Below are 14,961 nucleotides of genomic sequence, written 5' to 3' on the forward strand. Positions count from 1 at the left end.
GTTTCTTGATTTATAGGGAAACGGGCACTTTAAAATGCCTGTTTATGCATTGCGTGAACCGTTCCATCCATCCGGACAGTCTCTCCGGATAGTCGTCCATCCGGAACAGTCTGTCCGTCTCAGGTGTCAGGTACATGCTTGTGACCGGGGTGATGGCATACGTCTCCCGGTAGTCCGAGTTGAAATAGCATTCCATGTTCTCCGTGAGGGCGTCATTGTTGGAATATGCCAGCATGATCTGACAGTCCAGGTCGATCGGGGGGAAATCCGGTGATCTTTCATACGCCCAGTCGTAACCGTATTGCATGATGCACGGATTTCCTGGGGTAATCAGTCCCATCCCTTCCCGTATCAGTTCCAAAAGCTTCCGTTCCTCCTTCACTGCCGCCCGGTATTTCCGGACCTTTTCTTCCAGATCGGTACAGAACGGTTTCCCTTCCATTCGTTTAAGTGTTTTTGCGATTTTCCCGGATTGGTAGGATTCCGCCAGGCGTTTGTATTTACGGATTGTCTGAGGGGAAGCCTCGGGATCGCGGTTCTTCCAGTCATCCAGTTCCTCCACCGCCAGCTCATAATACCATGTTTCCGTGACGGCGTTCAACCCGTGGTAACGTACGAACTGCCGTATGAATTCCCGGACGATACGCCGTAACGATACAGGAAGGTTCTCCGTGAAATCGACGGGTAGCCAGAACAGGGTATGGTCCGGCCAGTCATGGAACCTGTACAGGCAGAAATGGAGCCTCCCGGCCCTTTCCTCCAGATTGACATGTTCCGGCAAGGTCTCGTCCAGGGCCTTGTACAAGACGGTGATGTTGATGCGGGGACCGCTCCCTTTCCTCGTGCGGAAAGGAAGCCTGACATTCATGAGATCTGCATATCGCAGGGCGGACCGGTATAGATAGTCAAAGTTTTCGGACGTGGTCAGGTTGACGCATGTCCCTCCCATTTCGTCCTCCACCAGATAGTCCGCCGCGATGGGGAGGAATCTGCCTGTCAAAAAAGCATTACGCTCCCCGGTGGCGGCAGTCTTCTTTTTTCCCGGCCCATCGTACCCCGTCCGATGTACGAGAGGTCGGCGGCTCTGATGATCAATACGGCCAGTCCCGCCATTTGTGATTCTGATAGCGTTTTGCATGTATCCTCCTTTTTTTTGATGGAAATTCTCTTTGCCATATATCTACCCTTTTGTTCCGATGGTCGTCTTGAACCGGTAGACCACGCTGTCATCCTCGCATTCCGGACCGTGTACGCTCGCCGTGGTCAGTTCCGGATAGGTCATGGAATAGAAATCCATCACCTCGTTCGGGGACAGGCTGTTGTCCGGATCGGCCAGCTCTATTTCCGACGAGCCTTTCCTGATTTTGAAAACTCTCTGCAATCCTTTAATTTCTAGTGCCATAATTGTACTTTTATAGGGTTTAACAACATATCATTTCCATTTGTGCCTCGTCTTTCATGCGGTATTCCTCCGGGAAGTCGAGATATTCCGCGTAAGGGTCCTCACGCAGGAGCTCCCTGTCATGCTCGTCATCCTTGTCGAAGCCGTACTGTTCCATGTCCTGCGCTCGTGCCCCGTATTCGCTATCCCCTTTGTTATCGGGAACGGTTTGCGTGGAAGTCGTTTGCGGTTGCGAAGGGACGGGTTGCAGCCATTGACCGTCGTATACCTGTGATTGCGGCATCTGTACCGGTTGGTGGAATTGTATGGTCTGCGGTCGGTTCACGGGCTGCTGACAGCCGGCCGGTGTACCATCCGCTCCTGGTCGTGAAGCCGCCTGTCCATGTGGAACCTGTTGTGGTCGCGTGCCTTGTACCGACTGCGGAATCTGGTGGGGAGATTGGCGGGACGGTTGTTCGGGTGCGAACATCCGTATCTGTTCCCCTCCCTGATATCGGGGGGCATGACCGGGTACCGATTGCGGCGCCACCGGTTGGATAACCTGCGCGGGCTGTGGTTCCGACATTACCGGTTCCGCTCCGAAGAGACTGCCCTCGGACGCTTTTTTCTGTACCTCCGCTATCTTCACGTCAATCTCCTTCTGCTTGTCCGGCATGGCCAGCCGTTTTGCCTGTCTGAGCCAGGTCAACGCCTCGGAATAGCGTTTGCCGCCTGTGGCGTCCTCCGCCTTTTTAAGCAGCTTTTCCATCTTCTCCCGTCTCTCGCGTACCTCTTTTGATTCCTTCTCAGCTACGGACTTGGCCGCCTTGCTTTGTGATACGGCCTGTTCCGCTTGTTTCTCGAATGTTTCCAGGTTGGTAAGGATGCCCTGCGCCTTCTGTACGGGTGCGGTGATCGCTCCCAGGAATTCCATGTCCAGCTCTTCCGGGGTACCGTTCAATACCAGCGGGACGATTTGTTCCCCGGCCTCGTCTTTCAGTCCCGCACGCCGGGGCATGACGGCCACGGTCAGTTTGTCATTCACTTGTCTGATGTTGATACTTAGGTCTGTGCCTGCCGTAATCATTCGGTTGATCGTTTGAAAAAACATAATGGTAAAATATTAATAAGTTATACATAAGTCTCTTGGAAAAACTCTTTCAGTAGTCTCTGCCTGTCGGGATTGGATGCGATGTCCTTTAATGGCTCCAGGTAGTGGCCTATTGTTTTCGGTTCGTCCAATATGCAGGGGAACCGTTTTTTGACAGGTTTTATGCGCTTTGTGACGGGCTATGCGACCGGCATGACCGGGGCTGAGGGGGTGGATGTCGCGGTTCTCATGTTTTTTGTATTTTAGGAGTTATACAAGCATGCCCATGACGGACAGGATAAGGATGACTTTTATCACAAGGAGGAATGCCCTGAAGAAGAATCCTATGATTGTTCCCGATAAAAGGAACAGGACGATCAGGTACACGGGAATGATTCCCTTGCTGTAGAGCAGGCATATTCCCGTAAGTAGGACCAGTGAGACCACTCGCTTGCAGATGTTTTCGATGAGTTGCAGTTTCATATCTTTAAATTTTTAAGAATGAATAATCCCATCGGGATATGTTTTCCCGATTTTATAGGCCTCCGGCCCTTGGATTGCCTTTTTGCGCAAGGCTTGGCAAAAGAAAATACCGCAGCGTAGCGAGGATGATTTTCTTTTGACCAACCAAGCCCCCAAAGGGGGCCGCCTTGCGGCGAAAACGAGGCAATCCAAGACCTTTGCCGGTTAAAAGCGGAAAAACTATCCAATCTCCCATGAAAAAAGGAGTACGGCATTGAAAGCCTGTACTCCCTGCTCTTTTGAGAATCGTCCCGTGCCGGTGGCGTAATATCCTACGGGTTGTTTTTAGCCTGATAGATCCGGAATATCTCACCGGTCACCTCCTTCACCTGTTCCAGTACCCCTCCCAGGAACTCCTCTTGCGTGAGTTTTCCCTGTTCTATCCGTGCCAGTTCCGCTTCCCATCCGGAAGTGAGGGAGGTGTCGGCCACTTTCATTCCACGTACAGTTTCATAGAAGAAAAGCCCTTTTGGGGTGGGGATGACATATTTGCCTGAATAGCGGATATATTTACGCTCCAGCAGTGTGCGGATGATATTGGTACGCGTGGAGACGGTTCCTAATCCGCTCCGGTCCATATAGCCGACTAGCTCCTCATCCGTATAGGGGGATACCGGAAGTGTTCTCTTGCGGACGATATTGCATCCGCTTACCGGTACCAGCTCTCCCGGGGAGAAATCCGGAAGTGCGGAACAGGGCATCCCCCCCCTTGCGATAAGATGTTCCCGCCCGAAGATGCTGAGCCACCCCTTTTTCAGGACGCGGTACGTTTGGACGCTGAACTTCCGTGCGGCACATACTACGTCAATGGTCGTATATTCCACCTGGCAGGATGGTATGAAGGCTTCGAGTGTCCTGCCGAGAATGAGCGTATAGACCAGTTGTTCCTCCTTGTTCAATGTTCCGGGGGGCATGCCGGTGACAATGATCGCGTGGTGATCTGTTGTCTCCTGTGCGCTGATGTCGCTTGGCGGCGCGGCAAAGTCCGTCATTTTGGCGTATTGGCAGAATTCCTTGCGGGAAAGAATCTTTTCCATAACATTGGGCAACGTGTCATATACGTCCCTTGTCAGCAGGCGGCTGGCGGTACGCGGATAGGAGATCAGTTTCTTTTCGTACAGGCCTTGGGTGATATCCTGTACCTGTATGGCTGTCAGGTTGTGGTAGCGGTTCGCGTCCTTCTGAAGTTCGGTCAGATTGTAGGGAGCCGGTGCCCGGATGTCCTCGCTCTTGCGGCTGACCGCCGCGATACGTGCGTTCCGTACCGCCTTGCAGTCACCGTACAGTTCTGACGCGTACCGGTACTCCTGAAAATCTTCCGTGTGGCGCAGTTTTATGATTTGTCGGTCCTTGCAGAGGCTGACGAATACCGGCCAGCTGTCGGCTGGCAGGAAATTCTCCCTCTCCCGGTACCGTCTGCATATCTCCGCCAGTACGGGTGTCTGTACCCTGCCCAGCGAATTGTTCCCGAAGCCTACCGCCTTACAGATGGCATAGCTTGAATTGACCCCTAGGAGCCAGTCCGCCCGGTTACGGCTGTCCGCCGCCAGGAACAGGTTGTCGAACCGGTCACATGGAAGGAGGTTCGCCATACCTTCCGTGATGGCCTCGTCCGTCAGAGACGAGATCCAGAGGCGGAGGCAGGGTTGTTTGCATCCCAGAAAACCGTAAAGATGGCGGAACAGCATCTCTCCTTCCCGGGAAGCGTCGGTTGCTGCGATGATGGTGTCACACGCGTTGAGTACCTTGGCTATTATCTTCAATTGGAGGAGTGCGTTGATGTCGGGATTCCATCCGGTATCCGTCTTCACGTGCCTTACTGTCAGGAAGGAAGGCGGCAACAGGGGAAAGTCTTTCCACTCCACACGGGCTGTCCCTGAATCCTTCGGCATTGCCAGGGAAAGCATGTTGCCATATGTCCATGTCACCATGTAACCGTTCCCGGTCATATAGCCGTTCTCCTTTCTGTCGGCTCCTAACACTCTTGCTATCTCTCTGCCCACGTTGGGCCTGTCAGTCACTATTGCGATCATATTCTTCTTTTTTGATGCCCCGTACCGGATTGGGCGGTACGGGGACAGGTTGAACTTATTTTGTTTTTTTGTTATTTCTTTGGAGATTCCTCCTGACGGATGCCGTTGATTTCCATGATTGGCTTGTTGTTGTCACCGGGTACCAGTTTGAATGTGGCGTCCATGGTCAGGCTGATTACCGGGGTACAGAGTTTCAACGGGATGATTTCTGATTCCTTGCCTTGCAACAACAGGTCAAGGTTGCCGTCCGCTTCCAGTTGCTCCTTGCTAATACCCACGGCCTTCAGACCGGGCCAATCAATATCTTTTACATTATAATTATAAGGGATGTTCCGATTCGTATTCATACGGTTTGGGGATTTGATGTTTGTAAAACTGATTTTGTCTCTCTCTGATCGGGGTTATACCGCTTGTTTTGCCCCTTTCTTTTGTTCCTGCTGCTGGCCTTGGGCGGTATCCGTCTGTGCCGCCTGACGGGAAGTGTCCCTGCGGATATCCGGGTTCTCCTGGAAATACTGCAACTGCCCGGAATAAGGATTCACTTTCAGGTAGGAACTGAACGTTTGCCCGTTGTTTTTCAGTCCTTCGACCAGGAGGGTCTTCCCGTCCTGGAGGTTCGCCTTTTCCTGCGCCGTGAATACATGGCCGTAAACCTCCGCCGGGATACGTGGTGCCTGCTGCTCGTTGAACCCATCCGGCGTGCGTGAGTACATCGTCCTGCCGGTATTCATGTCCAGCTTGACAAATGCGGAGAATTCCTCTCCCTTACGGTTGATCATGTTTTCCAGATAGACGGCCTGCCCCTTGCGCAGGACCTCCTTGTCCTCGGCTGTTAGCTGCACGTTGCAAATTTCCTTTGGAATATAGATTTCTCCGGTTTCCGGATTATGACGGGTGTAATTCGGCCGTCCCGTCGTCTGGTCTATCGTGACAAACGCGGAGAAAGCTCCGTCCCTGTTCTTGAACTTCATGTCCTCGACCAGGATGGTATGTCCCTCGCTGAGCATCTTTATCTGGGTGGGCGAGAGTGGCACGCCCCCGATGGACTTCTCGTTGAATACCTGGTTCTTCGGGAAGATGAACTCCAACCCCCTGCGCTCGGCACTGTATTGAAGCGTGGCGTCAAACTCCTTCCCCGCCTTGGAGATCATCCCCTCCACCTTGACGGGTTGTCCCTCCTTCAGCAGTCTGATCTCCTCGTCCGTAAGTCTTACCCCGCTCACTTCCTGCGGGATGTAGACATGTTCCTGCCGGACGGCGACCAGCTCGTTGGTGTTTTTGTCGATGGAGATCAGGCAGGGGGTGTACTCGCTGCCACGCAGGTTGAGTTCCACCGCACGTCCCATGTTGCCGGTCTCACGCAGGTTCTTCTTGTCTTCCTCGCTAAAGTTAAACCCGAAATAAGGGCGTTCCAGTTGCGGTTCCTTGCGTATACCGTGAACGGCCAGCCCCACCTGCCCGTTCTCTTGCGGTATGAGCGAGAGCCTCGCATCCAGTTTGGCTGTCAGCACGCCGGGAATGTTAAGTGTCAGCGGCACCAGCTTGTTGGTCTTGTAACCTCTCAGCATGGAGTCAAGAAGTCCTTGCTGTTCGAGTGTCGCCTTTGAGATACCGATCTTGTCCAATCCCTCCCAGTCGATCATGTTCTCATTGTAACGATAGCGCGGGCCTTGCGGCTCTTGTGGCACCTGCTGTACCTGCGGTTGCTGTTGTTGCTGGGATGCTTGTTGTACCTCACTCTGTTGCAGGGGTTCCTGCGGTTGCGTTTCTTTTTTTGCCATGGCTGTCTCTTGTTTATTCATGTTTTGTTCCTCTTTGTTCTCTCTCGGACGGATCTCGTAGCGTTTGAGGAACTCCTTCACCACGTCCGTCTTTTTCCCTTCCGCCAGGTCCTTGATCGCTTGCTTGTTCACCTTGTAGTCGTGGAAGGTCATGCGGAGCAGGCGGAAATGGGTCGGTTCCTTGAACTGGCTCCAGAAATTCTTGATGAAGTTTTCGAGTATGCTCGAGTTCTTGTCGAATTTCAGGAATGAGTTTTCATTCTTCTCGTCCGCTGGAACCGTCTTGACCTTCCCGTCCTTGTCGATCTCGCTGACCACTTGTACACCGGCTTTCGGATCGCTCTTGTTATGAATCATCATCAGCTCGGTGATCTGTTCCACCAAAGGGTCATCGTTCATGACCTTCGGTTTCCGGGGCCGTCTAGGCTTTTCGTTCGGGCTCTTTTCTTGTGCCATACCTTTTCTTTTTGGGGTTAATAAATTGCTTTGACACTTCAAAAATATGGGCTAAATCCGAATAAAATACTGATTTTCAAAAAGGTGTCATCAGGTGTCATCAGATGTCATCAAATGTCCGAAAGACTGGTTTTCCGTGAGAGAAACATGCCGTGAAAACAAGGATATGGTATGCAGAGGGGAAGGGCGAAAAAGCCGGCACGGGCGCAAAGGGAGGATTATGCAGAGCAGAGGGAGCTGAAGTCCCTGTCTTCTCATGGGGCGGTGTTTTTTCATAAGACATTGCCAGGTCTGCCCATATATCCCGTACTTCCTGCCGGATTTATTAGGGATATAAAGGAGGCCCTCCTTTTTTCATCAATGACACGGTCATGCGTCGCGTCGGTCGCAGTGAGTCCCTATAATCCTTCCCGAAATCAAAACCTTTGTCCGGGCGTTTGTTTCCATGTGTATTTTCCGCGACCTGTCGCAAGGAAAATACTCATGGAAAGCGAAGCCGGAACGCCCGTGACAATACGGTTTTGATTTATCTTTGATTATAGGGAACTCACTGGTATCCGTCTGCTCTCCATGAAATTTCCAGAAAATATCCTATTTTATGTAATCAAAGAATTACCGTTCTCGCTGTTGACGGTATTATATAATGTTTGGTTAAATTAAAAACGTAAAGTATGGAGAGAAAAAAAGGAAAACAACAAAGAAAAGAGAAGAAGTTAAGCTTTTTCAACCTTATTGAACAAAGAATCTTGTATTTCGAAAGGCTGGACAAGAAGAAGACGGCGAGTAATTACATTTGCGCCTTTAAGCATTTCAAACGGTTCAGGGGGGATCAGGACATCGCTATTGAAGATCTGACTGTCGGACAGATGAAGGATTTCCAATCATATTTAATCGGCGAGGGACTGAGGATGAATACCATTTCGCTGTACAACAGGGAACTCCGGGCCGTTTACAATTATGCGTTAGACGAGGAGATCATACAGATGGACAAGCGTCCTTTCCGCAAATCGTTCACCGGGCAGGAAAAAACTCGCAAGCGAGCCGTTGACGGCGGGGTTGTCAAACGTCTGGCGATTCTCTCCCTTATTGACAAGGAGATGCTCGGATTTGCCCGAGACCTGTTTTTGTTCAGTATCTATATGCAGGGAATGCCCTTTATTGACATGGCTTATCTCAAAAAGGAACAAGTAAGGAACGGATGTATCACTTACCAGCGCAGGAAAACCAATCGTCAGTTGAGGGTCAAGATACACCCGCAGGCGCAGATTATCATAGATCGGTACATGGTATCCGATCCGGGCTGCCCCTATTTGTTCCCTATCCTGTATGATCCGGAAAAAAAGACAGAACGGGAGTATTCGAGTGCCTTGCGTGTCTATAACAAGCGTCTGGACAGCCTTTCCTCCTTGTTGGAACTGGACGAGCCGTTAACATCGTACGTGGCCCGCCATACTTGGGCCTCGCTTGCCCGACAATGCGGGACAAGTGATACGGTAATCAGCGAGGCGATGGGGCATAGTCACGTAGGGGTGACAACTATCTACCTAGCCTCGTTGGATATCGGTATGGTTGCCATGGCCAATCAACGGGTGATAACCTCGCTGTTCAGAAAGCGTATCCCCTGATGGGAAGCCATGAAAATTGGATATTTGAGGATTTCTGATTTGAGTAATTCGTTGGGAAATTATATTTTTGTCTCGAATAAAAGTGCTTCCTCTTACAAAGAGGGGGAACGTTTTATAAAGAACTTTTATTTCGACCGCAAAAGTAGATATAATTGAAATATAGGCAGCAACAAAAGTAGTCCTTAAAACTACAAAAATAGACCATGATAAGATGAGTGGTAGTGATGGATGTGAAGATACATGAAAATCTTGTCCCTCTACATATAATAAAGAGACAGTACTATAGTGTATAGGCTATAAAAAGGTTTACTTCTTGTGTTCCAAGCGCAGCTCTGTCGGTGATTTGCCAAAACGTTTCCGACAAAACGTGGTCATATAGTTGGCCGTAAATTTGTATTTTTCAGCGAGTTCTGCTATGGATATATTGGTCATCAAAATGTCCCTGATTAATTTTTGTTCTTTTTTACGAATTAGCCATTGGCGAGCCGATATACCGAAAGTCTCCCGGAATTTTCGTTTGAATGCACTAGGAGACATATTTAACCTGTCAATCAATTCCTGAGCGGTTTCTACCTGTGGATATATTCGTAATACATTTTCCTTGAAATCATTATCCGTGCCCAGGATTGGCGCGAAGAATCTAGCCAAATCCTCTTTCTGATAAAATCCGCGCAATTCAATAAATAACATCTCTTTTTTGATGCGCTGATAATGAATGCATGACATTCCTGTTCGCATGATCTCCCGTGTCACTTCAAGTTCCTTGAATAACAATTCATGGATGGGAAGTAAGGTAATCCCGCATTTTTCTTGTTGGAAACCTAGCGGGATATATTTTTGTAACTGTTCAATGGAGAAACGATTGCATAAGGACATATCTCTAGTGAACGAACAACGCATCAGGGAGATATCCGTAATCGCTCTTCCATGAAAATTGTCACCGGCAGCTATGAGAAACATCTGTTTTTCACCCACCCGTTGGCATACAGATCCGGCAGTCGATATATCCATCTCCCCGGAAAGAATAAATCCAAGCGTGAAACGTTCCACTTCTTCCCGTATCAGATATTCGCCGCCCTTTACCTCTATAGGCTCCAAGATGGATCGTTCATCAGAAATATAATTTTCACAGACAAAGTGCTCTTTTGTATACTTCAGATCATTGGATATGTTCCGTCTCGATTTCATTGTTTTTCTTTAATTATAATTATTACCTAAAAAATAGAACAGGGATCGCTTTTTTATCATTGGAACTGATGAGCGTATTATTATAATACACTATATATCAATAACAAAGTTCGTTTTTCAACAAAAGTTCCTCCTCTTTGTAAGAGGAAGAACTTTTAAGTTTTTGTGTGTATGGCTAGAAGGAAGGCTCAGAAAGGGTAACTGGAAACAGAGAAGTATGCACAGATACGGCGGGAGGCCGCATTTCGTAAGAACGAAGAAGCGTTGTTCTGTATGCCACTGCCGATATGTCAGTCGCCTGATAGCGAAAGAGTGTCATGTGCCGGAAGGCGGACAAAAAACAAATAATAAATGATGAGATATAAGGTTTTATTATTTTTTCTATTGGTTTTGTGGGTTGCGCAAACAGCCAAGTCGCAAGACGTGGCATTGAAGACCAATACCTTGATGTGGACGACCACTACGCCGAATCTAGGATTGGAAGTAGCTCTTAGCCCGAGATATACGCTGGAACTGTCCGGATCCTACAATCCTTGGACATTCAAGGACGACAAGAAGATGCGTTTCTGGCTGGTACAACCTGAGTTGAAATATTGGTTCTGCGAGAAGTCCGAGGGGCACTTTGTCGGTATGCACTTGCATGGGGCGCAGTACTTCGGGGGATTCAAGAAGAAACGCTACGATGGCTATCTGGCCGGAGGAGGTTTCACTTACGGGTACGACTGGATTCTCTCGCCGCATTGGAACCTGGAGGCCGCCATCGGTATCGGCTATGCCCGCCTGTGGTATGAGGAGAGCCCCCGCGTCTATTGCGAGAAGTGCGGAGAAGACAAACATAAGAACTATTTCGGGCCTACCAAAGCTGCCCTGTCATTGATTTATATATTCTAACGGTATGAGATTTCATTCACAAAAATTGTTGGTCGCTCTTTTTTCCTTGGGGATATTCGGGAGTTGCTCGCCGGTCAAGACACCCGTTGGTGTCTCCGTGTCTCCGAGGTTGGGTGAGGTGATGCTTGATCCCTCAAGCAAGGGAACGGTGAAAATGAAGTTTCAGGTGCCGGTGGATTATTTGTCGAAAAGGGGACGTTTGCTTATTACGCCCCGTTTGGTGGCACCCGATGGCAAGGTGGCGGATATGTATGAGCCGGTAGCCGTTGACGCGCCGGTTTATGCGAAGAAAATATATAGGAAAAAGGTGCTGGAAGGGTATGTTGACTCCCTGCCCGGGCAGGTTGTCCGTGCCGACCGTTGGTCTGAGTTGATGGAGATACCTTACGAGACGCGGGTCGCGGTTCCTGAAGGCTGGGATGATGCCTATATAGACGCGTTGGTCTCCGTCGAGGGATGTGCGTCATGCGGAATTATAGATACCTTGTTTGTGGCTAAGCTTCGGCAATCGGAGCCTGTGGATACCTTCTCGCTCCAATGGATCCGCCCCACGCTGGCGAAGCGCCCGAAAGTGATGGAGGGAAAAGGGATCGCCGTCTTGCAGTTTACCATCAATCGTTCGGACATAGACGGCTCGCTGGGTGACAACCGGGCGGAACTGGAGAAAATGGCGAAGACGTTACGCCCGATTTTGGAAGATTCGTTGGCGAGCGTACACTCCATACACATCATCGGGATGGCATCTGCCGATGGCCCGTTCGGGTTCAACACGAACCTTGCGTACCAACGGGCGGTGGCCGCCGGTCGCTGGCTGCAAGACAGGATGGCGATAGCCCCGGAGATGAAGGAGCGTATCCTTGCCGATGTCCGTCCCGAAGGTTGGGAGCCGGTGTTGGAAGCCATGCGGCAAGCCGGTGACCCGGATGCAGCCGATGTGGAGGCTATCCTGGAGCGTTATCCCGCCGACGGCAACAACGATGATGTGCAGGAGCGCGAGATCCGTCGTCTGTCCTGCTGGGAACGTATCCGCACGAACTATCTGCAACGCGACCGCAAGGTGGAGTACCGTTACACCTACACGCTGAAGAGTTTCACTTCCGACGAGGAACTGTTGCGGATGTATGCCACCCGGCCGGACGCGTTCAGCGAGGAGGAGTTTTTTCGCGTGGCGGAACTGATGCCTTCGTTGGCCGAAAAGATCGAGGCGTACCGTAAGTTGCTTGCTTATTATCCGGCTTCGGAGGTCGGGAAGAACAACTTGGCCGTGCTCGAGCATGAATGGCAGATGACGAACAGCCGGAAAGGAGGCGTAAAATGATGGAAAGAAAACATTTGCATGGAATAACCCTGTTGGGTGGATTGGCTATGGCGCTGCTGTGCGGCTGCATCCGCAACGAGCTGGAGCCTTGTCCGCCGTTGCGTCTCTCGCTGGAGGTGGCGGATAAGAATTATGTCAACAGCGCGGCGGCGGCTCGCCTGGGTTACGAGGAGGAGCGTCCGGAGGATCTTCCCTTCAGGGAGTATGTGTCGGACTTGGCCTATCGGGTGAGCGATTTGGAGACGGGCCGTGTCGTGGCCGAGCGCGCGCTGTCACCCGTGGAAGGCGACGCGGGAAGCGTGGAGGTGCCCCTACCGGCCGACCTTCCCTACGGCTCTTACGTGCTGACAGCCTGGGGCAACCTGGGCGATACCGCGGCTTTCGACAGCGATCTCGCTTCGCTGGGGCTGCATCCCGGCGGCGCGGAGGGTAGCGACGCCTATTTCACCCGCGATACGCTGGTATATGCCTTGGATAGCGAGCGTTTCTCGTGCGGCATGAGGCGCTTGAAGGGCAAGTTGATCCTGGCTACCGAGAGGATGCCCGAGGCGTATGCCTTCAGCGAGTGGAAGGTATCGGATATCATGAGCCGTTTCAGTGCCGAGGGGGGCTATCGCGAGCCGACGACGTTGGCCTTCGACCGTAGCTGGGAGCGCGAGGAGCCGGCCATGGTGGCGAAGAGCCTGTTGGCCCCCTCCCGGAAACGGGGCGCGTCGCAGGTTGATCTGCGCTACCACGTGGGCGACAGGCCCTCGGAGGGCGGCAACTGGATCGCCCCGGAGCCGGTCTGCGTGACGATGAGCCGCAACGAGCTGACCATCTTGCGCTACGAGTACGACCCCTGCTGCTGCCGTTTCAAGATCTTCATCTTGATAAACGACAACTGGGAGACCCTGCATATCATGGATGTGGAATAACGTTATTTATAGATAAAACCGAAGTTTAACATTTAAAAGAAGAAGCAAATGAAAAAGAATTATTTCTTTGGCGCGGTCGCTTTGTGCGGTCTGTTAGCGTTCACTTCTTGTGGCAACGATGACGATCCTATCTTGGACGGACCGGGTAACGAGGTTGCCACCGGTGAACAGGTAATCGTGTTGGATATGCAAGATACGGACGTGCTCAGCACGAAGTCTCGTCCCTTGTATAGTACGGACAACAGGGGATCCGAGGATGTGACGGACGTGATGCTGTATATCTTCAAAGAGGAGACTGGAACACAGAAGTTGATTAAGACCATCCATGTGGACAACTGGGACAATACTTGCGAGGAATATAAATATGGCCGTAAGAGAACCATTAAGCTGGAAGGGAAGGATAAGTTGCAGGCTGGTTCGACTTATACGATCTACGCCGTAGGCCAGAACGAGACAGAGGTGGAAGGCAATCCGGCTCCGTTCAAGTTCCAAGGTGCGCAAACTGCTCCGGATGATGATAACTGGAAAAATATCCCGGGGCTTTACCTTACTGAGGATGACATTAAGGGAGGCATCACCCACAACTTCGCCACCACTCCGGGTTCCGGCTTCCCTTACCTGTTAACAAAGTCTGTTGAGTATTCTAAAGATACGAAATTCGCCAGCAGGGCTGTCGGCGAGGTATTCTCCGGTCAATCCAAACCGGTGACATTAGAACCGAAGGAAAGTGTCTCTTGGACCGTGTTGCTGAAGCGTCAGGTTGCCGGTGTGCTGGGTTACTTCTCGAATATCCCGGCGGATGGAAATGCTTTATCTGATGGTACAACAGCATGTTGGTCTACCAAATTGCGTTTGGTCGCTTCCAACCGTAACGACCGTCTGGATATGACCATCCAGCTGAACAAGCAGAACGACGACGCTACCGAGGTAGGCAAGGAGAATATTGTCAATGGTTTCAGTGACAGCGCTTTGACTAAAGACGCAGAATTCAAAGAAGGAACAGATAACGCCTACACCGTTTATGAGATCGACTTGACGAAGTGGTTCAGCTTTGGCAATGATGGAGACTGGACAGGTGTTGCGATGGATGTTGATGGTAAGAAGTACCTCGGTGAGACCTCCAAATGGAAGAACCCGTATGAGGGTACCAACGCCGCCGTAACCGTAGCCGATGGCGCCGTATTGGCCGGCGAATTCGTCATCCCGTTCGACAAGGATGAGACCTTGAATACTTTCGAGCTTCAGTTGGTCGGTAAGAAGAAAGGAAATGATCAAGGCAAAGGCTTCGCTACTGACGATAATGACCAAGAATACATCCTTCAGACCTGGTCTGTTAAGTTGGATGACGCCTCTATCGACGCTACCCTGAAAGATACGGAATATCATTACAGCATCTACCGTAACCACCTGTACCAAATCGGTAAGCGTGGCGGTGGCGACGATCCCGACAAACCAGGCGTTGACCCGGATAAACCACAGCCGCTGGATAAATCCCAAGAGTTGGTAATCAAGATCAACGACCAGTGGGAATTCATCCACGACCTGGAGATCGACTAATGTCCGCCCGCATCGGACTTCCCGATTGATAAGGGACAATCACTTTTATACGGGAGCTGTGCCGACAAGGCACGGCTCCTCTATTCAGTTTCCTAGACAGGAAACTATAAGCACCCCGGCACCCCCCCCTTTTTATATGTAAGGAAGCACACGGGCCGGTTATAATGTCTATTTATACAAAACAAGAACGAGTAATTTAAGA

The 14,961-nt window shown here is 50.8% G+C and carries 13 protein-coding genes; 5 read left to right on the forward strand and 8 right to left on the reverse strand.

Annotation, left to right across the window (positions count from 1 at the left end):
* Positions 1–10 precede the first annotated feature (10 nt).
* The 7 genes from NBH07_RS05155 to NBH07_RS05185 all read right to left on the reverse strand — a co-directional run bounded on the left by NBH07_RS05155 (position 11) and on the right by NBH07_RS05185 (position 7,263).
* Positions 11–1,138 (reverse strand): hypothetical protein, encoded by a 1,128-nt coding sequence (locus tag NBH07_RS05155; RefSeq protein WP_216945496.1) that lies wholly within the window; start codon positions 1,136–1,138, stop codon positions 11–13.
* Positions 1,139–1,180: 42 nt separating this feature from the next.
* Complete coding sequence (locus NBH07_RS05160) at positions 1,181–1,402, reverse strand: PRTRC system protein C (protein WP_005828787.1); 222 nt, start codon at positions 1,400–1,402, stop codon at positions 1,181–1,183.
* Positions 1,403–1,421: 19 nt separating this feature from the next.
* Positions 1,422–2,492 carry a PRTRC system protein E gene (locus NBH07_RS05165; RefSeq protein ID WP_216945495.1) on the reverse strand — a complete coding sequence of 357 codons (1,071 nt, stop codon included), beginning with the start codon at positions 2,490–2,492 and terminating at the stop codon, positions 1,422–1,424.
* A gap of 249 nt (positions 2,493–2,741) precedes the next feature.
* Positions 2,742–2,954, reverse strand: a complete 213-nt coding sequence (locus tag NBH07_RS05170; protein WP_177796420.1) for a hypothetical protein — start codon at positions 2,952–2,954, stop codon at positions 2,742–2,744.
* Positions 2,955–3,265: 311 nt separating this feature from the next.
* On the reverse strand, positions 3,266–5,026 hold the full coding sequence (locus NBH07_RS05175; protein WP_250833479.1) for a DNA topoisomerase: 1,761 nt from the start codon (positions 5,024–5,026) through the stop codon (positions 3,266–3,268).
* A 71-nt stretch (positions 5,027–5,097) separates the two neighbouring features.
* On the reverse strand, positions 5,098–5,373 hold the full coding sequence (locus NBH07_RS05180; RefSeq protein ID WP_008778582.1) for a DUF4099 domain-containing protein: 276 nt from the start codon (positions 5,371–5,373) through the stop codon (positions 5,098–5,100).
* A gap of 54 nt (positions 5,374–5,427) precedes the next feature.
* Positions 5,428–7,263, reverse strand: coding sequence for a DUF3945 domain-containing protein (locus NBH07_RS05185; protein WP_122141071.1), 1,836 nt, complete (start codon positions 7,261–7,263; stop codon positions 5,428–5,430).
* Between the two features lie 671 nt (positions 7,264–7,934).
* Between NBH07_RS05185 and NBH07_RS05190 the strand changes: the two genes are divergently transcribed.
* Entirely contained in the window at positions 7,935–8,888 is a 954-nt protein-coding gene (locus NBH07_RS05190) for a tyrosine-type recombinase/integrase (RefSeq protein ID WP_008778580.1), read from the forward strand.
* 306 nt (positions 8,889–9,194) lie between these two features.
* Here the strand turns inward: NBH07_RS05190 and NBH07_RS05195 are convergent, their stop codons facing one another.
* Complete coding sequence (locus NBH07_RS05195) at positions 9,195–9,986, reverse strand: helix-turn-helix transcriptional regulator (RefSeq protein WP_227211392.1); 792 nt, start codon at positions 9,984–9,986, stop codon at positions 9,195–9,197.
* Positions 9,987–10,427: 441 nt separating this feature from the next.
* Here NBH07_RS05195 and NBH07_RS05200 point away from each other — a divergent pair, with 441 nt between their 5' ends.
* Genes NBH07_RS05200 through NBH07_RS05215 form a run of 4 tightly spaced genes read left to right on the forward strand, consistent with a single transcriptional unit; the run spans position 10,428 to position 14,759 of the window.
* Positions 10,428–10,967, forward strand: coding sequence for a DUF3575 domain-containing protein (locus NBH07_RS05200; protein WP_502921453.1), 540 nt, complete (start codon positions 10,428–10,430; stop codon positions 10,965–10,967).
* Between the two features lie 4 nt (positions 10,968–10,971).
* Complete coding sequence (locus NBH07_RS05205; RefSeq protein ID WP_008778577.1) at positions 10,972–12,285, forward strand: hypothetical protein; 1,314 nt, start codon at positions 10,972–10,974, stop codon at positions 12,283–12,285.
* Complete coding sequence (locus NBH07_RS05210) at positions 12,282–13,202, forward strand: hypothetical protein (protein WP_250833480.1); 921 nt, start codon at positions 12,282–12,284, stop codon at positions 13,200–13,202. Before NBH07_RS05205 ends, NBH07_RS05210 begins: the two co-directional genes overlap by 4 nt.
* Positions 13,203–13,250: 48 nt before the next feature.
* The gene (locus NBH07_RS05215) at positions 13,251–14,759 is read left to right on the forward strand and encodes a hypothetical protein (protein ID WP_250833481.1); all 1,509 of its coding nucleotides are present in this window, start codon (positions 13,251–13,253) and stop codon (positions 14,757–14,759) included.
* Positions 14,760–14,961 lie beyond the last annotated feature (202 nt).

This window comes from Parabacteroides sp. B2-S-102, from assembly GCF_023656665.1.
In the GTDB taxonomy this organism is placed as follows: Bacteria; Bacteroidota; Bacteroidia; order Bacteroidales; family Tannerellaceae; genus Parabacteroides; species Parabacteroides distasonis.